The sequence below is a fragment of the Syntrophorhabdaceae bacterium genome, assembly GCA_036504895.1.
GTDB lineage: Bacteria > Desulfobacterota > Syntrophorhabdia > Syntrophorhabdales > Syntrophorhabdaceae > PNOM01.
Genome location: DASXUJ010000062.1, coordinates 196646 through 217166 on the forward strand (window position 1 = coordinate 196646; position 20521 = coordinate 217166).

The following is a 20521-nucleotide window of genomic DNA, read 5'->3' on the forward strand; positions in this document are numbered from 1 at the left end:
TGACTTATTCAATTGAATAATTAAAATATACAATTGAAATTAGCGTTTTAATGTCAGAGTGGGGGATTCCGAGGGGATGAAAGCATTGAGAAAGGACGCGGAGCAGACCCGCCAGAGCCTACTCGCCGCAGGGCGCGAGATTTTCGCGGAAAAAGGCTACCGGGATACGACTATTGCCGATATCTGCGAACGGGCCTCGGCGAACCTTGCCGCGGTCAATTATCATTTCGGAGATAAAGCAAATCTTTACAGTGAATCGTGGCGCTACGCCTTTCTTAAATCGATAAAGACTTATCCTCCCGATGGAGGGGTGCCCGGGGATGCGCCCCCCGAAGAGCGTTTGCGCGGTCAGGTGTCCGCTCTTCTTCGAAGGATCTCCGATCGGGACAACAAGGAGTTCTTTATTGCCCTGAAGGAATTTGCCAATCCCACCGGACTCCTTGAGCAGATTATACTCGACGAAGTGAACCGTCTCAACAAAAGAACCGAGAGCGTGCTGCGCGAATTGCTCGGCGCCGAGGCTCCGGAAAGGGATATTCAATTTTTTGTCATAAGCATAGTTTCTCAATGTGTGAACATGATCGTGGCTGAATCTTCAAAAGAAAGCGACCGGCCCAACCGTTTCGGTTTTCCCAAAATAGAAGATGTGGAAGCCTACATCAATCATGTGGTCAGGTTGACCCTGGCGGGCATCTCCTCCACCAGGCAAATGCTGGCCCACGGGGGATCGAAGGTGGTACGGGATGAATAAAGAAATTACTTTGATGAGGTGTTGCGTGCAAGAGAGCGGTAAACGAACGATTAACCTCGCCCTTTGGAGTCTGATTATTCTGATTGCCATGACGGGCTGTCAAAAGGGAAAAGCAAGCCAGGCCGGCCCTCAGAACCCTCCCGAGGTCGCGGTGGTGGCTATAAAGCTCGAACCGGTGGTCATTACCACGGAATTACCGGGCCGGACATCTTCATACCTGGTCGCGGAGGTACGCCCCCAGGTGAACGGTGTCATACAGAAGCGGCTCTTTGTCGAAGGGGACGACGTGAAGGCCGGGGATGTGCTCTATCAGATCGATCCCGCGCCGTATCAGGCTGTATATGACAATATAAAGGCGACCCTTGCGAAGGCGGAAGCCAACCTGCCCCCCATCCGATTAAAGGAAGGACGCTATAAAGAACTGGTTGCCGCCAAAGCGGTGAGCCAGCAGGAGTATGATGAAGCATCGGCAGCCCTCAAGCAGGTTGAGGCCGAGGTCGGGGTAGCCAGGGCGGCGGTGGAGACCGCGCGCATCAATCTCGCTTATACCCGCATCACCGCGCCCATTAGCGGCCGGATCGGCAAATCACACGTCACCGTGGGGGCCCTCGCCACAGCCCATCAGGTTTCGCCCCTCACCACCATTCAGCAGCTCGATCCTATTTTTGTCGACGCCACGCAGTCGAGCGCAAGCCTCCTCCAGCTTAAACGTCACCTGGAGAACGGACGGCTCAAAGGCGCGGGACATACCCGTGTAAAGATGCTCCTTGAAGACGGCACCCCCTACCCTTCGGAAGGGACCCTCAAGTTTTCCGATGTCACCGTGGATCAGACCACGGGCTCTTTTATTCTTCGTATCGTCTTTCCCAATCCGAAACAAACTCTGCTGCCGGGTATGTTTGTCCGCCCGGTGATTCAGGAAGGAGTTATGGAGCGCGCAATGCTCGTCCCCCAACAGGGCGTCTCACGGGACCCCAAGGGGAATGCTGTCGCCCTGACCGTCGATGCCCAAAATAAGGTCCAGGCGCGATCCATTACCGTCGATCGTGCCATCGGGGATAAATGGCTCGTCTCCGCCGGCCTTGCCCCCGGCGACCGCGTCATCGTGGAAGGCACACAAAAGGCGCGACCAGGCTCTACCGTAAAGGCCGTTCTCCTCGACGCCGTCCGGAAGGACGGTCCGGGGCAGGCGACAGACCGCTCCACGCAAAAGAATTAGGCGGGAGGCGACGGATGCTATCCAAATTTTTCCTTGACCGCCCCGTCTTCGCCTGGGTTATCGCCATCATCATCATGCTGGGCGGGGGCCTCGCCATCTATAGTCTGCCTATATCCCAGTATCCCGCGGTGGCGCCGCCGTCAATCTACATACAGGCCTTTTATCCCGGGGCATCGGCGGAGACAGTAGAGAACAGCGTAACCCAGATAATAGAGCAGAAGATGACCGGCCTCGATAAAATGCTCTATATATCGGCCACCAGTGATTCAGCAGGCTCGGCCCGTATCGAATTGACCTTTGCTCCCGGTACCGATCCGGACCTCGCATGGGCAAAGGTGCAGAATAAGCTTCAGCTTGCCATGGCAAGCTTGCCCGAAGTGATACAACGTCAGGGCGTCACCGTGGGCAAGGCCACGAAAAACTACCTCATGGTGATCGGCCTCATCTCCGAGGACGGCAGCATGGACGGCAATGACCTCAGGGATTATGCCCAATCGAACCTGGAGAAGGTAATCGCCCGGGTGCCCGGGGTGGGCGAGGTGGAAAACTTCGGCTCCCAGTACGCGATGAGGGTCTGGCTCAATCCCGACAAACTAATCAGTTTCCAGCTCACCATAGAAGATGTGGTCATGGCGCTCAAGGCCTACAACGTCGAAATCTCCGCGGGTCAGTTCGGTGGCGCGCCTTCCGTTCCCGGACAGCGACTCAATGCGTCGATCATCGTCCAAAGCCTTCTTAAAACGCCGGAGGAATTCGGCGCTATCCCGGTCCGCGTCAACCAGGACGGCTCTATCGTACGTATCAGGGATGTAGGGAGGCAGGAGTTGGGGACGGACGCGTACGATATCGAGGCCTTTTACAACGGCAAACCGTCCGCCGGCATGGCCGTCAGAATGGTCGCGGGCGCCAATGCCCTCGATACGGCCAATGCCGTCAAGGCCAAGATGAAGGAGTTGGGCCGCTTTTTCCCGAAGGGGATGAAGGTCGTCTATCCTTACGACACCACTCCTTTTGTCAAAGTGGCAATTGAAGAGGTGGTAAAGACGCTTCTCGAGGCAATCCTCCTCGTCTTCCTGGTGATGTGGCTTTTCATGGGCAACATCAGGGCCACCCTTATTCCGACCATCGCGGTTCCCGTGGTGCTCCTCGGCACCTTCGCGGTCCTCTCCTTTTTCGGCTTCTCGATCAACATGCTCACCATGTTCGCCATGGTGCTGTCCATCGGTCTATTGGTGGACGATGCCATTGTGGTGGTGGAGAACGTGGAGCGCATCATGCACGAAGAAGGCCTCTCTCCGAGGGAGGCAACCAGGAAATCCATGGAGCAGATTACGAGCGCCCTGATCGGCATAGGCCTCGTACTTTCCGCCGTTTTCGGGCCCATGGCTTTCTTCGGCGGCTCGACCGGGATCATCTACCGCCAGTTTTCCGTTACGATCATCGCATCCATGCTCCTGTCAGTGTTAGTAGCGCTGATCCTGACCCCCGTCCTCTGCGCCTCACTACTTAAACCCGTGAAACCGGGACATCAGTCGGCGGACAGTGCCGTCTTTTTCCTCCGTCCCTTCTTCAGGTGGTTTGACCGCCTATTTTATCGCATAAGGGATTATTACGTGGGGATGGTGGAGCGCTCCTTTTCGCGGAAGCTCCGCTATGTTGCAATCTATATCGCCATCGTCGCGGTGGCGGGACTCATTTTCTTCCGCATGCCTACATCCTACCTTCCGGACGAGGACCAGGGGCTGCTCTTCGCCCAGGTGATCATGCCCACCGGCGCCACCCTGGAGCAGACCCGAAAGGTGGTCGACTATATCGACGAGTATTTTCAAAAAGAAGAGAAGGCCACCGTCGAATCATGCATGACCATCTCCGGTATCGGTTTCTCCGGTCGTGCCCAGACCGCGGGCCTTGTCTTCATTAAGCTCAAGGACTGGAAAGTCCGCCAAAAGTCCGAACTTCGAGTAAAAGCTGTCCAGGAGAGGGCCATGAAGGCTTTCTCGAAAATCCGCAACGGCATGGTCTTCGCCTTTCCTCCTCCCTCCGTTATCGAACTAGGTAACGCCACGGGGTTTGACTTCCAGTTGCTTGACCGTGGCGGCATCGGTCATGAAAAACTGATGGCGGCCCGGAACCAGCTCCTCGGTATGGCCATGAAAGATCCCAGATTGGCCTCGATCCGCCCGAATGGCATGGAAGATGTCCCACAGTACAGGATCGATGTTGACTGGGGGAAAGCCGGTGCCCTGGGCGTCCCCATCTCTTCCATTCACAATACCATTTCCGACAGCTTCGGCAGCGTTTATGTCAACAATTTTATCCAATCCGGAAGGGTGAAGCGCGTTTACGCCCAGGCGGACGCGCCCTATCGTATGCTGCCCAAGGATATCGATAAGCTTTATGTGCAGAACTCGTCAAGAAAGATGGTTCCCTTCTCCGCCATAGCCTCGGGTCACTGGTCCTCAGGGTCCCCCAAGCTTGAGCGCTACAACGGCTTTTCTTCCCTCAATATCTGGGGCGAGCCCGCACCGGGCAAAAGCTCTGGAGAGGCCATGCGGGCCATGGAAGAGATGGTCGGGAAGCTTCCCGAGGGCATCGGGTATGAATGGACGGGGCTCTCTTATCAGCAGCGCATCGCCAGCTCACAGGCGCCGCTCCTCTATGCCTTTTCGATTCTCGTAATTTTTCTCTGCGTGGCAGCCCTTTACGAAAGTTGGCCCATTCCACTCGCAAATATGCTCATGCTGCCCCTGGGCGTCTTCGGGGCCGCCCTGGCTACCTGGTCACGGGGACTGCATAATGACGTTTATTTTCAGATCGGCTTTCTCACCACCCTCGGCCTGACCACAAAAAACGCCATTCTTATTATCCAGTTCGCCCGGGAAAGGATGACCCACGGGACCGGTCTTGTTCAGGCGACCCTCGAGGCGGCGCGCCTCAGGCTGAGGCCGGTCATTATGACGTCCCTCGCCTTTTTCTTCGGCGTCCTCCCCCTGGCTATCGCCTCCGGAGCAGGGGCAGGAGCGATGAACGCCATAGGCACCGCAGTGACGGGCGGGATGCTCTCCGCCACATTTATCGACCTTTTCTACATCCCCCTGTTCTTCGTCTTCGTATCGGGATTATTTAAGAAGAAAGGGCCGCAGGAGGCGCCCTCCCCTTCCCCGGGGACCCCCGGTTCTTCGCCTCCCTCACCCATACCGGCAACGTCCGGGCAGCAACCCGATGGGAATGCGGTAAAGGAGGGGTCACCGATATGATACGGACCATCGCGGCATTCATCCTTTCCCTTCTCCTCGTTGGGTGCGCCACCATGGCGCCCGACTATATGCGCCCGGTGCCGCCCGTGCCGGGCGAATGGCCCGAGGGAGCGGCATATAAGGCGACCGGTGCGGAGCAGAACGGCGCGGTCCCCCTCGGTCTTCAGTGGCGGGCCTTCTACATGGACGACAAATTGCGCGAGCTTATGCGCATCGCCCTCGACAATAACCGGGACCTGAGGGTGGCAAGCCTGAATATCGAGAGAGCGCGCGGCTTTTACCGGATCCAGTTCGCCGCGTTATTTCCCACTTTGAACGCCTACGCTTCCGAAACCGCCCAGCGGCTGCCCGCCGATCTCTCCTACCTCGGCAGGCCCGTTGTCTCACGCCAATTCTCCTACACCGTCGGCTTCAGCTCCTATGAGCTCGACTTCTTCGGCCGCGTCAGGAGCCTCAAGGACCAGGCCCTGGAGCAATACCTTGCCACCGAGCAGGCCCGGCGCAGCGTCCAGATCTCCCTCCTTGCCGAAATAGCCTATGCATATCTCAACCGGGCGGCGGATTATGAGCGCCTGAAGGTGAGTCTCGATACCCTCGAGAGCCAACAGGCGTCTTACAAGCTCGTGGAAAATAAATACAGGGTAGGATCGGCGTCCGAGCTGGATCTCCGTCAAGCACAGACGCGGGTTGATGCCGCCCGTGTCGATATCGCCTACTATACTGCTCAGGTGGCTCAGGATGAAAACGGCCTGGCATTGCTCCTCGGTTCGCCGGTACCGAGCCGGCTGCTCGTTGATGAGCTGGGAACGGATAAGATGTTTGAAGATATCATCGCCGGGGTCTCTTCGGAGGTACTCCTTCGCCGTCCCGACATCGAGCAGGCTGAGCACCAGCTCAAGGCTGCCAATGCGAATATCGGGGCCGCACGGGCTGCTTTTTTCCCCACCGTCACCCTCACCACCGGCGCAGGCACCATAAGCGGCCAATTATCCGGGCTTTTCACATCCGGTCAGGGAACGTGGATTTTCGCGCCCCAGATAACCCTGCCTATCTTTGACTTCGGCTCGAGGTGGGCAAACCTCGCCGTCTCGAAAGCCGATCGCGACATTGCCGTTGCCCGGTATGAACGATCGATTCAGACAGCCTTCAAAGAAGTGGCCGATGCCCTCGCCGTCCGTGGGACGGTGGGCGATCAGTTGGCTGCCCAGGAGTCCCTCGTTCAGGCTTCGGCGGAGGCCTATCGCCTCTCTGAGCTCCGTTATGCAAAAGGGATCGATAATTATCTGGGCGTCCTTGATTCTCAGCGCTCCCTCTATGTGGCGCGATTAAGACTCGTCAGCATCCGGCTTGCCCAGCTTGTGAATCTGGTAAACCTTTACAAGGTGTTAGGTGGCGGAGAAGGAGAATAATACCGCCTTTTCCTGCATCGGCGGCCTTAATTCAAGATGATTACAGGCGCCCGTACTCTGCCTTTCATCCCGAAAGCCCGGATGTGAAAATCTATATAATCGATATCCCGCACCTTTATTCCTTAACACCAGGCCCATCTCCGGTCTCCTGACTGTCGTCCTTCGCTTTTCTTGTCTATAGGACCAAAGCCCTATAGACACTTCCTCCCTGTCTGTTTACGTTGCGATTAATGGTCAGGAAAAAGAGTGCAATCCACGTTTTAGTCGATGGTGAAGCAATCCGGGACGTTTTCGAGGCTCTTCCGCTCAAGCCGAACTCCGGCGCGAAGACCTTTTCTGCTCCGGACAAGTTCTACGCAGAAAAGAGGCCGGAGGAGGATGCGTGTACCTTACGAATTCCTAGTGATCGCAGCAGGATGTAGAGTGCGAATACCCCGCAACAGAGGAGGAGACTGATGACAAAGCTTGTGCTGCTCCGTCATGGCGAGAGCACTTGGAACAAGGAGAACCGTTTTACTGGATGGACAGACGTCGGTTTGAGCGAGAAAGGGAGAGAAGAAGCCGTCCAGGCCGGCAGGGTTCTCCTCAAAGAAGGGTTTGTCTTTGACATGGCCTTTACCTCGGTCCTTAAGCGGGCCATCAAGACCCTGTGGCTTGCCCTTGAGGAGATGGACCTCATGTGGATACCTATTTGGCACAGTTGGAGGCTTAATGAGAGACACTACGGGGCTTTACAGGGGCTGAACAAGGCAGAGACCGCCGAAAAGCACGGGATGGATCAGGTCAAGATCTGGCGGAGAAGTTACGATATACGTCCGCCGGCCCTCACGGAAGATGACGAGCGGTATCCCGGAAAGGACCCCCGTTACACGCACCTGAAGCCCGAGGAAACTCCCCGGACCGAAGCCTTGAAGGATACGATCGAGCGGTTCCTGCCTTACTGGCATGAGACCGTTGCGCCGGCCCTTAGAGAAGGCGGGAGGACGATTATCACAGCACACGGAAACAGCCTTCGCGCATTGGTCAAATATCTCGATAATATCCCGGATGAGGAGATTGCAGGGCTCAACATACCCACAGGGATACCGCTGGTGTATGAACTTGATGATGATTTGAAGCCGATTCGCAGTTACTACCTGGGTGACGCCGAGGCAGTGGAAAGGGCGGCTCAGGCCGTGGCAGACCAACTGAAGAAGGCATAAGGCGACGGATATTGTGAAAGGAATTCAATAAATAACGAAACACGGATCGGGAGGACGAGAAGAACGGGTTTCCGGGATTCTCCGTTCGTTGACCGGTCCGATGGAGGGAGACAGATGGCCCAGATCGTGAAAGTCATGGGAAGAGAGATTCTTGATTCAAGAGGCAATCCAACCGTCGAAGCGGATGTAATTCTCGAGGATGGGAGCATGGGAAGGGCGGCGGTGCCGTCGGGAGCATCCACAGGCGTTCACGAGGCGGTCGAGCTTCGCGACGGAGACAAAAGCCGCTATCTCGGCCAGGGGACCAGAAACGCGGTGGGACACGTCAATGCCGAGATCGCCGGTGGGATCGAGGGCATGGATGCGGTACGCCAGGAAGAAATCGATCTTAAGATGATCGAGCTCGACGGCACGAAAAACAAGGGACGCCTTGGAGCGAATGCGATCCTGGCCGTTTCCATGGCGGTAGCCCGAGCGGCCGCCCAATCTCAAAAAACACCCCTATACCGATACCTCGGAGGGGTCTCTGCATCGCTCCTTCCTGTTCCAATGATGAACATAATGAATGGAGGGGCTCATGCCGACAATTCCGTAGACTTTCAGGAATTCATGATCTGCCCCTACGGGGCGTCCTGTTTCGCCCAGGCCTTGAGGATGGGATCCGAGATTTTCCATACTCTTAAGGGCGTACTTAAAGCAAAAGGATATTCAACCTCCGTAGGGGACGAAGGAGGATTTGCGCCAAACCTGAAGTCCAACGAGGAGGCGATTGAAGTGATCCTCGAAGCCGTGGAAAAGGCCGGGTATAAGGCCGGAATAGATGTCGGCCTCGCCCTTGACCCTGCTTCGAGCGAGTTCTATGACGCAGAGAAGAGGAAGTATATCTTCAAGAAGTCGGACGGCGGTGCCCACGATTCTGCCGGGATGGTCAAGTTCTGGACGGAGTGGGTCCGCCAATACCCCATCGTCTTGATTGAAGACGGGATGGCGGAAGACGACTGGGAAGGCTGGAAGGCCCTCACCGACGCCTTGGGAGCGGAGATCGAGCTCGTTGGCGACGACCTGTTCGTCACCAATACGGAACGGCTTGGCCGGGGCATCAGTGAAGGGATTGCCAACGCGATCCTTATCAAGGTCAATCAGATCGGCTCGCTCACGGAAACAATGCAGGCCATGCAAATGGCGGCACGGGCCGGATATACCGCCATGGTCTCCCACAGGTCGGGAGAAACCGAGGATACCTTTATCGCCGACCTTGTCGTGGCGACAGGGGCGGGCCAAATCAAGACAGGGTCGGCAAGTCGGACCGACCGCATCGCCAAATACAACCAGCTGCTTCGCATAGAGGAGGAATTGGGTCGATCTGCGAAGTTCGCAGGCAGGGAAGCCTTCCGTCAGCAGAAGATTAGGGGTTACGTTTAAAGGAAGGAAGATGACTCCAAAGACATGGGCACCGAGATGCCGAGATGATCCTCAAGGTTTATAGCAGGTTCATCGAAACGCCGGAGGGACCGGGGCCTAAGAGAATGTGGCTCGGCCGTATCGCGATGGTGGGAAAGATAAGGATGACGAAATGCAAAAAGGGGTTACGAGATCTTCGTAACCCCTTGATTATATTTGGCTGGGGGAGAGAGATTTGAACTCCCATTCGCGGAGTCAGAGTCCGATGTCCTGCCATTGAACGATCCCCCAACAGCGTTCGGTTTATTTCCTCATCGCCATTGGCTTTAAACATTTATCAGAATCTAACGTACAAGTCAAATACTTTCTCTTTTGTTCACCCTGTTATAGCCGACGGGTTTCTCAATTTTCTCATTCTGAGAGATGGGTTCTAATGACGGTAAGGCTGTCCGGCAGAAGATGAACTTGAAGGAAGACGTATATCTTGCAACGATGCGGTAATTCTTGTATAGTTGATGCAGTGCGGGCGGCCGACGGTGCTTTTGTTTTGCCGTCCCGACTCTTTACAAGGAATCCCACAGTGAAGGTACGTAATTTCTTCAATGAAGTACCCCCGTCTCCTGAATTCGTTCTCCCCGGATTTCCCACCGGCTCGGTCGGACTGCTCACGGGCGCCCCGGGTTCCGGCAAGACATTGTTCGCAATTGAGTTATGCTGTGCCGTAGCGGGCGGTATGCAGGAGGAGGGAAATCTCCTCGGCCTTCCGGTCGATTCCAGGGGCAAGGCATGTTATCTCAATGCTGAGGACTCTGACGGGGAGCTTCATCGGATGGTCCATGCCATAGGCGCCCTTTTTGCTCCTGAAACCCGTAAATCCATAATCAGAGATTTTATTTTGGACGCGGGGATGGGCGAGACACAGGATATTCTCGATGATAAGAGCCGGGAGACTATCATAGAAACCTGCAGGAATTCGAGGCTGATCGTCTTCGACACCTTAAGCAGATTTCATGCCCTCGATGAATCGAATACGAATAATACGGCCAGGCTCATGGGGGCGCTCGATCGGATCGCGGTTGAAACAGGGGCGGCAGTTCTCTGTCTCGATCGACCTAACCCGGCGTCCCTTCTTGCGGAAAGGATCCGCTGGCGGGCAAAACTGAGACTCATGGAAGAGGAGGAAAGCCGCTCTTTCTGCGAGAATCCGGAAGGGGGATCCGGTCTTGACCGGGCCCGCGATAAGATTCAACCTCACCGCTATTTTACCGAGCTTTGGATTACGGACCGCTTTTTCAGTAACCTCGGAACCGTCAATTGGTTCAGAATTGCCGATGGCGGGGTACTCAGACCTGCACATCTCTATTCCACCGACGGGGAGTAACTTATCCCCTATCCAGGACCTCCCTCACTTTCACGAGCATTTCATCCGGTAAAATGGGCTTGGATATGAAATCGATCTTCTCCTCCCGGAGACCTTCCCGGGGGACCGCATTACTCGTATAACCGCTGGTAAATAGAACCTTGATCCGAGGATGGAGGATCCGGGCCTCGTCGCACACCTCTCGTCCGCTCTTCTTCGGCATGACCGAATCGAGAACCACGAGATCGATCTCCTCATGGACCTTAAGTTTATCGATAGCGTCCTCACCGTCCATGGCTTCTATGACCGTGTACCCATGCCTCGACAGGATGCTGCAGACCAGGCGCCTCACGTCGTCATTATCCTCCGCTATAAGGATGGTTTCCGTGCCCCCTGGTATTACCCGCGGCGCAACATCGACTTCCTGCGGGGCAGTCCGGACAGCGGGAAAATAGAGGCGAAAAATCGTCCCTTTTCCCGGCTCACTCGATACGTTTATATATCCATTATGCTGCTTCACAATACCGTATACCGTGGAGAGACCGAGGCCTGTGCCCTTCCCGAACTCCTTGGTCGTAAAGAATGGATCAAAAATCCTCTCACGGGTCACCCCATCCATACCCGAACCTGTATCGGAGACAGCAAGTAGCGCGTAACTTCCCGAAACACCATATCCATGGGCCTGCACGAATTCTTCGTTCAAGCCGACGAGTCCCGTCTCGATAGTGAGAGTGCCGCCCTTTTCCATGGCGTCTCTCCCGTTCGCGACAAGGTTAAACAAGATCTGCTCTATCTGGGTGGCATCCGCCATAATCAGTATTTTTTCCGGTGCGAGCGAGGTCTTGAGCTCCACCTCTTCGGTCACGAGTCTTCTCAATATCTCTTCACTCCCCTTTACGGATTTATTGAGATCGAGGGGAATCAGTTTGACGGGCTGCTGCCTGCTGAAGGCCAGGAGGCTTTTGGTAAGACCGGCCCCTTTTTCCGCCGAAGAGAGTATTGGGTCAACATACATCCTCAACGGACTTTCACTGTCAGTGGCCATTTTAAGAAGAACCGCATAACCCGATATTATGGTGAGTACGTTATTGAAATCATGGGCTATGCCTCCTGCGAGAGTGCCGATGGCTTCCATCTTCTGGGCCTGTCGGAGCTTCGATTCCAAACTCATCTCACGAGTGACGTCGAGAATGGTCCCGGCGGCCGCGGGCTTGCCTTTATAATAGAGAAAGCCCCCTGAAACCTTTATGGTAATGATCCTCCCGTCTTTCCGATGGGCCCTGAAGGAATATTCGACGAAATCGGATTTTCCTGTGAGCCGTCTCTGAAGATTCTCTCTTATCTTCTCCCGGTCATCGGGATGGGCCATCGAGACAGGGTCCATGACAGCCATTTCGTCATAGGTGTAGCCGAAGATATCACATACCCGTTTGCTTATGAAGCGAAAACCCTGGTCCTGGATGATATAGAAACCGGCAAGGGAATTCTCCACCACGGCGCGATATTTCGCCTCCGACTCACGGAGTAACTCATTGCTCCGCCTGAGTCTCCGCTCGGCCCGGTACATAGACCGTATCGGCACTATCCGGATAAGCACGAATACGCCTATTCCCAGGGGTAAGACAATAAGCGCAAGGAGGAGGGTCCTGTTCACGAGGGGGCGCAACGAACGGGATATCTTTATTTTGCCTACAACCGCACCGGAATCCATAAGATCCCTCGACTTTTCAATGACCGGCGACTCGAGGGGATCGGCGCTTTCCGCGATCCGTTGGTTTTGACGGTTCACCACCCTTCGGGTTTCCTGGTGCCCGTGTCTCGGGCGACGGGAAAGGTATTCCAACAACCTGGTTTGTTCGAATTCCCACATCTCCGGATTCTTGCTGATGATCTCAGTAATAATCCTGGAGTTAATCTCCGCCTCCGCCTCCAGTTCACCTGTTATATTCTCATACGAGAAAAGGTAATAGAGCAGGGGCAGGAGTATCATAATGGTACCGGTGATTATACCCGCAAGAAGTGCGGTGATCCGGTCCTTTGTTTTCTCGGTCTCCATCGGTTCCTCTGCCTTCTCAGTCCGGAAGGTTTCCGGAGCTCTCCATGATCCTCTTCCCTTCAGGGGACTTGACGAATTTAACAAAATCATGGACCGCCGGAGGCGCATCTTTCCTCAAAACTATATAAAAAGGCTTCCACAAAGGATAGGAGCCGTTCGCGATGCTCTTTAAACTTGCCTTTACGCCGTTATAAGCAAGGACCTTCACTTTCGGCCGCTCCGTAAGGACAAGGGTAAGGGAAGAAAAACCGAACGCCCCCGGGGTGCTCTCCACCATATCCGTCAGGTCCTGATCCGTGAGGGCCATCAACATTCCGGGTCTCGCGGCCACTTCTTCAAGAGACCTGGCGATCTCCGGTGCGATTCTTTTCGCGATGGCCGTATCCGTGTCCGAAGCAGGGCGCAAGACAGGCCTGACCCGCTTCCCATCAGGCCATGAAATTGTCTTACCCCCATACATTGCGGCAATCTGGTTCGGCGAAAGGGTAGATACTCCCACACTTTTATGGGCAACAAAGATAAAAGGCGTTCGGGCGGCGGGAATTACGGTAAGGTCCATTCGCCGCTCCTCCTGGTCTAACTCGCGCGACATCATACCCACATCTATGGCCCCCTTGGCAAGAGCCTTCACGGCCCCCGCGCTGCCGAGACTCGGGTAAATAGTAATGCCTATCCCGGGATGGGCTCTCTCATAGGCACGGCTCATCAGCTTCATCATTCCCGTAGGGCTGCCCACGCCTCCGATCCGTAAAAGTTCTTCAGCCGGAGCGACGGAAACCGCTCCAAGACAGAGAAATAAGGCAATCACAGGTGAAATTCTCAAAAATATGCTCTTCTCAAAGATGTAAATCATCTGCCGGCCTCCCGATCTCTCTTGATCACCCTCCGCCCCTCTCTTATGTTCTTTCCGGGTAGCACAAAAAACCACAAAGTTCCTTTTATTATAACTACCGTGAGATATTTTAGCATAGGGTCATCCTAAATGTAAGCGGCATGCGTCACAATCTTCGCCTTAGGGGTCGAACTATTTTTTCAGGTAGGCGGAGTCGTGACTGAGGCGACATTTAAGTCTTCCCCCATTCTCACCGATTATGGTATATCAATACAGGTTTCCTTCTGAATATACATGAAAGATTAATTTTTCTCTCTGGGGGATAAACAATGACAGACAGCGCAAAATGCCTGAGGGCGCATTTCAAGCCGGCGTCGCGGCCGCCGCTCCTTTTTATTGCATGTGCGGGCCTTGCAATGCTGATGCTCACGGGCTGCGGCAAGAAACAGCAGGAGACGAAGGGGCCTCCCGTGGTCGAGGTCGCGGCGGTAATTCAGCAGGATGTTCCCGTATACAAGGAGTGGGTCGGTTCCACCGACGGCATAATCAATGCCACCATAAGGGCGCAGGTTCAGGGATATCTGATCAAGCGTAATTATTCAGAGGGAGATTTCGTAAAGAAAGGACAGGTCCTCTTCGAGATCGACCCGCGGCCCTTTCAGGCCGCCCTGGACCAGGCTAAAGGGAATCTCGGAATGGCTGAGGCCGGTTGGTCACAGGCCAAGGCAAACCTCGCGAGGATAAAACCTCTCGCAGCGGAAAATGCGGTCAGCCAAAAGGACCTTGATGACGCGGTAGCCGCGGAGCAGTCCGGCCGCGCCTCGGTGCAATCGAATCAGGCGGCCGTTGAAAAGGCCCGCCTGGAATTAGGGTTTACCAAAATAGTCTCTCTTGTCGACGGTATCGCGGGCATAGCAAAAGCCCAGATCGGAGACCTCGTAGGCCCCGCGACCATAGAGGAGCTGACCACGGTCTCCAAGGTCGACCCTATTAAGGTCTACATTTCGGCCAGCGAGCAGGAATATTTAAAATATGCCGAGTCGGCGAAGCACGATGACGATCACGTGCCTGTCGAAATGGTGCTCGCCGATGGAATTCAATATCGCTACAAAGGCGCGTTCATCCTCGCCGACCGTCAGGTCGACCCGAAAACCGGCACCATCAAAGTAGGCTGCATTTTTAAAAATCCGGGCAATATTATCCGTCCGGGACAGTTCGCCAGGGTAAAAGCCGCAGTCGGCATAAAGAAAAATGCCCTCCTGGTCCCCCAGCGTGCGGTGACGGAGCTTCAGGGCAGTTTTCAGGTAGCGACCGTCGCAGCAGATAATAAAGTCGACATCAGACCCGTAAAAGCGTCTGAATTGGTCGGAAACTTGTGGGTAATCGACGAAGGCTTGAAACCCGGTGAAAAGGTTATTGCCGAGGGGTCCCAGAAGGTGCTCCAAGGAATGACGGTCAACCCGAAGCCTTATGTCGCGGCAAGCCAAGGCAGCGGGCAGTCTCCGAAGGCCGGCGCCAAACCCGCTCCTCCTGCAAAAAATTCCTCGAAGAAGGGATAAGCTTTAGTGTCCAAATTCTTCATCAACCGGCCTATTGTGGCCATGGTGATCTCGATTCTCATGGTCGTGGTGGGTATCATTGCCATGGCCGGTCTTCCCGTGGCACAATTCCCTAGCATAGTGCCCCCTGAGATTCAGGTGCAGACCACGTTTCTCGGCGCCGATGCGCTGACCGTGGAGCAGGCGGTGGCGACGCCGCTCGAGCAGCAGATTAACGGCGTAGACAATATGCTCTACATGTACTCAGTCAACGCCAATAACGGTCAGATGACTCTGAGAGTGGCCTTCGACGTGGAGACAAATCCCAACATCGATCAGGTCCTTACCCAGATGCGGCAGCAACAGGCACAGAGCCAACTGCCCGACAGCGTCAATAATTACGGTATTGCAAATCCCAAGTCTCTCTCCAGCCCCCTCATGCTCGTTACCCTCTACTCCCCCAAAGGCACATGGGATGCGACTTTTCTCGCGAATTATGCCTATATAAATATCAACGACCCCCTTACCCGTACCCCCGGCGTGGGTCAGGTTCAGGTATTCGGGGCCGGACAATACGCGATGAGGATCTGGCTCAAGCCCGACCAGCTCGCAAAGCTCCAGATTACGGTCCCTGAAATATGGTCCGCCCTCAATACCCAGAATCGCGTAAATCCGGTCGGTCAGGTCGGGGCAGAACCGGTCCCCACGGGACAGGAGTTTACCTATACCCTAAGGGCCCAGGGGCGACTCCTCACGGCCGAAGAATTCTCCGATATCGTGATCAGGGCTAAGTCGGACGGCGCGATCGTAAGGCTTAAGGATGTGGCGCGGGTCGAGCTGGGCGGACAGGTCTATAACATCATCGGAAGGATGAACGGCGCCCCTGCGGCGATCCTGGCTGTATATCAGCTTCCCGGCTCAAATGCGATCGACGCCGCCAAGGGGATAAAAAAGCAGCTGGAGGAGATGAAGCAGCGATTTCCCCAGGACCTCGACTACAGGATATCGCTCGATACGACTCTCGCCGTCAGCGAGGGCATACAAGAGATCGTGAGCACCCTTTGGGAGGCCGTGATTCTCGTGATTTTCGTGGTATTCATCTTCCTTCAGGGCTGGAGGGCCACCCTCATTCCCCTGGTGGCCGTTCCGGTCTCTCTCATCGGGACTTTTGCGGTCTTTCCCCTCCTGGGGTTCTCCATCAACACCCTCTCCCTTTTCGGCCTTGTTCTCGCCATAGGTCTCGTGGTAGACGACGCGATCGTCGTGGTCGAGGCGGTGGAGCACCATATCGAAGAAGGCATGTCTCCCAAGGAGGCCACCCTTCTGGCCATGGAAGAGGTTTCCGGACCGGTCGTGGCAATTGCCCTTATCCTTGCCGCGGTCTTTGTGCCCACCGCGTTTATTCCCGGTATTACGGGCAGGCTCTACCAGCAGTTCGCCGTTACCATCGCGGTTTCCATGCTGATATCCGCCTTCAATGCATTGAGCCTGAGCCCTGCCCTGGCGGCCCTCCTCCTTCGTCCGAAAAAGGAGGCGCGAGGTCTTTTGGGACGCTTCTTTCAGGGGTTTAACCGGTGGTTTACCCGCGCCACCGACGGCTACGTAGGCATATGCGGGTTTCTCATAAAGAAGGCGGGCAGGAGCCTCCTTTTTTTGGTGATTGTGGGCGTTGCGGCAGTCACCTTCGGCGTAAAGCTGCCCGGCGGCTTTCTCCCGGAAGAGGACCAGGGATATTTTTACCTCGATGTCCAGTTGCCCGAGGCCTCGTCACTTCAAAGGCTGGACGGCACATGCAAGAAGATCGAGGAGATACTGCGCCGGACACCGGGGGTGGAGGTATTCAATACGATTGTCGGCTATAGCATCCTGAGCCAGGTAAACACCACCTACAATGCCTACTTTTCGGTCACCTTGAAGCCCTGGCATGAAAGAAAGAAAAAAGAAGAGAAATATGCAGCCATCATGGCCCGGGTCAATAAAGAGCTGGCGAACCTGCCTTCCACTCAGGCTTTTGCCTTCTCTCCCCCGGCCATCCCGGGAATCGGTACTTCAGGCGGCCTCACTTTCATGCTCGAGGACCGCGTCGGCCACGGCATACCTTTTCTCGCAGAAAATGCCACGAAATTCTTGAGCGCCGCCCGCAAGAGACCGGAATTCGCTTCGGTCACCACCTCCTTCTCTCCTTCCGTTCCTCAGGTGTATGCGAGCGTCAACCGCGACAAAGTGGTGAAACAGGGGGTGAATCTAGGAGACGTGTATCAGACCCTGCAGGCCTTCATGGGCGGCCCTTTCGTCAATTATTTCAATAGATTCGGACGCCAATGGCAAGTGTACGTCCTGGCGGACGCCGAATACCGGACCAAAGCCGAAAATATGAGTCAATTTTATGTGAGGAATAGAACGGGCCAGATGGTGCCCCTTTCGAGCCTCGTCACCATCGAGAGAACATGGGGGCCGGAATTTACCGTGCGGTATAATGAATACAGGGCTGCCCAGATAAATGTGATCCAGGCGCCGGGCTTCAGCTCGAGTCAAGCAATGGAGGCCCTGGAAAAGGTATTCACCGACACCATGCCGTCCGGCATGGGATACGATTACATGGGCATGTCTTACCAACAGAAGGTGGCGGCCGAAGGCATTCCTCCCGTCATTATTTTCGGCCTTTCCCTCTTGTTCGTATTTCTCATTCTTGCCGCCCAGTACGAGAGCTGGTCCCTGCCTTTCAGCGTGCTTCTCGGCACGCCGATCGCTGTTTTCGGGGCATTTATGGGCCTCTGGCTCCGTTCCATGGAAAACAACGTCTATGCCCAGATCGGCCTCGTCATGCTCATAGGCCTTGCGGCGAAAAATGCCATTCTTATAGTGGAGTTTGCAAAAGCGAAGTTCGAGGCAGGCAGGCCCATCGCAGAGGCGGCCCTTGCGGGGGCACGGCTCAGGCTCCGCCCCATATTGATGACCGCTTTTGCCTTCATTCTCGGAACAGTGCCTCTGGCTATCGCGTCCGGCTCGGGAGCCAAGTCCCGCCAGATTCTGGGGACGGTGGTAATCGGGGGGATGCTTGCCGCGACTTTGATCGCCATTTTCCTGATCCCTGTGGCGTTCTATGTGGTGGAGAAGCTTGCGCACCGCCCGGAGAAAGAGAAAAGAGCCGTTGCCGATGCCGCGGAATTGCGTGCTCATGGAGGTCCCGATGGAAAAGAATAGAGATTCAGGGGTACGCAACAACTCAGATAACCGGCTTCTAGAGGAGTAAGGAAATATGTCGAAATTCTTTATCAACCGGCCCGTGGTGGCAATAGTAATCGCCATTATTACCGTGATCGTGGGGGTTGTCGCGGTCCTCAGCCTGCCTATCGCCCAGTTTCCCAACATCGTGCCACCGGAAATCCAGGTAGTGGCCAATTATACGGGGGCCGATGCACTGACAGTCGAGCAATCGGTCGCCACGCCGATAGAACAGCAGATGAGCGGCGTCGATAACATGCTCTACATGTATTCCATCAACGCGAATAACGGTCAGATGACCCTTTACGTCGATTTCGACGTGACTACAGACCCGAACACCGATCAGGTACTCACCCAAATGCGTTTCGGCCAGGCCCAGTCCCAGCTGCCCAGTGACGTGAATACCATGGGCGTGACGGTGAAAAAATCGACCGCCAGCCCGCTCCTCGTATTTTCTCTCTATTCACCGAAAGGGACTTACGATCAGGAGTTCCTTTCCAATTATGCCTATATCAATATAAATGACCCCATGTCCAGGGTGAAGGGCGTGGGGCAGGTCCAGATCTTCGGCGCGGGCCAGTATGCAATGCGGCTCTGGGTAAAGCCGGACCGCCTCGCAAAACTGGGTATCACGGTGCGTGATATCGTAAGCGCTATCAATGCGCAGAACACGGTGAACCCGTCGGGCCAGATCGGCGCGGAACCGGCGCCTCCTGGCCAGGAATTTACCTACGCGGTAAGGGCCCAGGGACGGCTCGTGACCGAACAGGAGTTCGGTGAGATTGTAATACGCGCTAATTCGGACGGTTCCCTTCTCAGGGTGAAGGATGTGGCCAGGGTCGAGCTGGGCACCCAATACTACAACATCAAAGGCCGCTTCAACAGCAAGCCTGCGGCCGTAATCTGCATCTACCAGCTTCCGGGCTCAAACGCCATCGATACATCGAAGCGGGTCTACAAACTGATGGACGAGTACAAACAGCGTTTTCCCAAGGACCTCGCCTACGAAGTCTCCCTCGATACCACGAAAGCCGTAACCGAAGGCATGAGAGAGATTATCATCACCCTGATCGAAGCCCTTATCCTCGTCATAATTGTGGTTTTTCTTTTCCTCCAGGGATGGAGGGCCACCCTTATCCCCCTTTGCGCGGTACCGGTCTCCCTTGTGGGCACCTTTGCCTTTTTCCCTCTCTTCGGTTTCTCCATCAACACTTTGTCGCTTTTCGGGCTCGTGCTGGCCATAGGCCTGGTAGTGGACGACGCGATCGTGGTCGTGGAAGCGGTAGAGCACCACATCGAGCAGGGGCTCTCGCCCAAGGACGCCACCCTGAAGGCGATGCAGGAAGTCTCGGGACCCGTAGTGGCTATCGCTCTAATTCTCGCGGCGGTCTTTGTCCCCACTGCCTTTATTCCCGGCATCACCGGACGGCTCTACCAGCAGTTTGCCGTCACCATAGCCATATCGGTCATTATCTCCGCCTTCAACGCCCTCACCCTGAGCCCGGCCCTGGCAGCTCTCCTGCTCAGACCGAAGACGAGAGGGACCGGAGTATTACAAAGGTTTTACGACTGGTTTAACCGTCTCTTCGGCAGGGCAACCGATCGTTACGTCAATGTATGTAACGTGGCGATCCGGAAGAGCACGGTGAGCCTGATTGTCCTTGCCGGCGTTCTCGTCCTCTCCCTCATCCTCGGAAAAAGCATTCCCGGGAGTTTCCTTCCGGAAGAAGATCAGGGATATATGTTTGCCGCGATCCAACTCCCTTATGCCGCCTCCCTGCAACGTACCGATCAAGTGGTAAAAAAGATCGAGAAGATAATTCAGGAGACGCCCGGCGTAAGGTGCTGCACCTCGATCGTCGGCTATAATATGCTGAGCCAGGTCACAAACACGTACAGCGGCTTTTTCTTCATAAGTCTCGAAGATTGGGCAAAGAGAAAGAAACCTGAAGAGAAATATCATCCTATCATGATGATGCTCAATTACCAGATATCGGAGTTGACCGAAGGATTCGGATTCGCCTTTTCACCGCCCGCCATTCCGGGCATCGGGACATCGGGGGGCTTCACTTTTGTGCTGGAGGACCGGTCGGGAAAAGATATCGGCTTCCTTGCCGCAATGGTAAAGAAATTCGTGGAGGCTGCCCGTAAAAGACCTGAGCTGTCGGGCATCGCCACCACCTTCAGTCCCGCCGTGCCCCAAATATTTGTGAACGTGGACAGGGACAAGGTGCTCAAGCAGGGCGTCAACCTGGGGGATGTCTATCAGAC

At 55.2% G+C, this 20521-nt stretch carries 12 protein-coding genes and 1 tRNA gene; 10 read left to right on the top strand and 3 right to left on the bottom strand.

Going from position 1 to position 20521, the window contains the following annotated elements; all coding sequences use genetic code 11:
* Positions 1 to 76 precede the first annotated feature (76 nt).
* From VGJ94_08530 to eno, 6 genes are all read left to right on the top strand, one after another.
* On the top strand, positions 77 to 751 hold the full coding sequence (locus VGJ94_08530; protein HEY3276653.1) for a CerR family C-terminal domain-containing protein: 675 nt from the start codon (positions 77 to 79) through the stop codon (positions 749 to 751).
* Positions 744 to 1970: an efflux RND transporter periplasmic adaptor subunit gene (locus tag VGJ94_08535; GenBank protein ID HEY3276654.1), complete on the top strand. Its 1227-nt coding sequence runs from the start codon at positions 744 to 746 to the stop codon at positions 1968 to 1970. The genes VGJ94_08530 and VGJ94_08535 overlap by 8 nt, the downstream gene beginning before the upstream one ends.
* 14 nt (positions 1971 to 1984) lie before the next feature.
* Positions 1985 to 5227, top strand: coding sequence for an efflux RND transporter permease subunit (locus VGJ94_08540; GenBank protein ID HEY3276655.1), 3243 nt, complete (start codon positions 1985 to 1987; stop codon positions 5225 to 5227).
* Positions 5224 to 6636: an efflux transporter outer membrane subunit gene (locus tag VGJ94_08545; protein ID HEY3276656.1), complete on the top strand. Its 1413-nt coding sequence runs from the start codon at positions 5224 to 5226 to the stop codon at positions 6634 to 6636. Before VGJ94_08540 ends, VGJ94_08545 begins: the two co-directional genes overlap by 4 nt.
* Before the next feature lie 455 nt (positions 6637 to 7091).
* Positions 7092 to 7838 (top strand): 2,3-diphosphoglycerate-dependent phosphoglycerate mutase, encoded by a 747-nt coding sequence (gene gpmA, locus VGJ94_08550; GenBank protein HEY3276657.1) that lies wholly within the window; start codon positions 7092 to 7094, stop codon positions 7836 to 7838.
* Positions 7839 to 7952: 114 nt separating this feature from the next.
* Positions 7953 to 9260 carry a phosphopyruvate hydratase gene (gene eno, locus VGJ94_08555; protein ID HEY3276658.1) on the top strand — a complete coding sequence of 436 codons (1308 nt, stop codon included), beginning with the start codon at positions 7953 to 7955 and terminating at the stop codon, positions 9258 to 9260.
* A gap of 196 nt (positions 9261 to 9456) precedes the next feature.
* On the opposite strand, the gene VGJ94_08560 is transcribed toward eno, so the two are convergent.
* Positions 9457 to 9530: transfer RNA gene (locus tag VGJ94_08560), tRNA-Gln, on the bottom strand.
* A gap of 289 nt (positions 9531 to 9819) precedes the next feature.
* Here VGJ94_08560 and VGJ94_08565 point away from each other — a divergent pair.
* Entirely contained in the window at positions 9820 to 10620 is an 801-nt protein-coding gene (locus VGJ94_08565; protein HEY3276659.1) for an AAA family ATPase, read from the top strand.
* 1 nt (position 10621) lies between these two features.
* On the opposite strand, the gene VGJ94_08570 is transcribed toward VGJ94_08565, so the two are convergent.
* Positions 10622 to 12655 carry a PAS domain S-box protein gene (locus VGJ94_08570; GenBank protein ID HEY3276660.1) on the bottom strand — a complete coding sequence of 678 codons (2034 nt, stop codon included), beginning with the start codon at positions 12653 to 12655 and terminating at the stop codon, positions 10622 to 10624.
* A gap of 16 nt (positions 12656 to 12671) precedes the next feature.
* Entirely contained in the window at positions 12672 to 13508 is an 837-nt protein-coding gene (locus VGJ94_08575) for a substrate-binding domain-containing protein (protein ID HEY3276661.1), read from the bottom strand.
* Between the two features lie 308 nt (positions 13509 to 13816).
* Between VGJ94_08575 and VGJ94_08580 the strand changes: the two genes are divergently transcribed.
* The 3 genes from VGJ94_08580 to VGJ94_08590 form a co-directional block, all read left to right on the top strand.
* Complete coding sequence (locus tag VGJ94_08580; protein HEY3276662.1) at positions 13817 to 15046, top strand: efflux RND transporter periplasmic adaptor subunit; 1230 nt, start codon at positions 13817 to 13819, stop codon at positions 15044 to 15046.
* A gap of 6 nt (positions 15047 to 15052) precedes the next feature.
* Complete coding sequence (locus tag VGJ94_08585) at positions 15053 to 18229, top strand: multidrug efflux RND transporter permease subunit (GenBank protein ID HEY3276663.1); 3177 nt, start codon at positions 15053 to 15055, stop codon at positions 18227 to 18229.
* A 55-nt stretch (positions 18230 to 18284) separates the two neighbouring features.
* A partial coding sequence (locus VGJ94_08590) for an efflux RND transporter permease subunit (GenBank protein ID HEY3276664.1) occupies positions 18285 to 20521 on the top strand: 2237 nt, incomplete at its 3' end.